The sequence below is a fragment of the Bradyrhizobium agreste genome (genome assembly GCF_016031625.1).
Taxonomy (GTDB): domain Bacteria; phylum Pseudomonadota; class Alphaproteobacteria; order Rhizobiales; family Xanthobacteraceae; genus Bradyrhizobium; species Bradyrhizobium agreste.
In genome coordinates, this window is the sequence record NZ_JACCHP010000060.1 from 1 (window position 1) to 991 (window position 991).

The window sequence follows — 991 nt, forward strand, 5'->3', positions numbered from 1 at the left end:
GTGTTCGCAATCGGGCGGCCAATCGGGACAATGGCCCCATCAAATTCATCGGGGCAACTCCAGGTCGCCGCACAAACTGTTGCTTCGGTAGGTCCATAAGCATTGACAATGGATGCTGGAGCCAGACTCCGGATGAGTTCTGCCTTCGGCAGCTCTCCAGCAAGAATGAGAACTTGCGATCCCAAGCCTTCCAGCTTCTGGCTTCCCTGAAGCAAGGCTGGAGGCAGCGTCGCATGCGTGATGGCTTCGCTTCGCAGATAATCCGATAGCTTGTTACTCGCTTGACGGAGCTCATCCGTAGGCAAATGCAATGCGGCTCCCGAGCCAAACGCCATAACAAGCTCCCAGGCGCTTGCATCAAAACTGAAGGAGGCGAACTGCACCACGCGGCTGTTGCAACAAACGCCAAAAAGCCCGATCTGAGCCAAGCTGAGATTGACCAAGCCGCGATGCTCGACCATGACCCCCTTGGGGGTGCCTGTTGATCCGGAGGTGTAGATCACATAGGCGAGATGGCGCGAGGTCAGCCCAAGCGCGCGTGGGTCCGGATCCGACGCCGGCAGATCTGCCCACGCCGGCATGGCCGTCTCCAGATCCACCACGCTCACATCGGCTAGCGCATCGTCGCCCAGCGCCGATCGCCCCGCCGCATCGGCCAGCAGGAGCCGCGGCGCCGCATCCTCCAGCACCTGATGCAGCCGCGCCGGCGGATAGGCCGGATCCAGCGGCAGATAGGCGCCCCCCGCCTTGAGGATCGCCAGCAGCCCGACCACCATCGCCACGCTGCGCGCAACGCAGATCGCCACCGGCTGATCCGGCTTCACCCCGAGCCCGATCAGATGATGCGCCAGCTGGTTGGCGTGCGCATTGAGCTCGCCATAGCTGACGCGCTGGTCCTGATAGACCACCGCCACCGCATCCGGCGCCTTTTGCACCTGCGCCTCAAACAGCTCATGGATGCACTGCTGCTCAGGATACGTCACCGCCGTCC

1 protein-coding gene is annotated in these 991 nt (G+C 62.6%); it reads right to left on the minus strand.

Annotated features, from left to right (window positions below; translation table 11 throughout):
- The coding region (locus HZZ13_RS36300; RefSeq protein ID WP_197964209.1) for an AMP-binding protein at positions 1–991 on the minus strand (991 nt) is incomplete at both ends.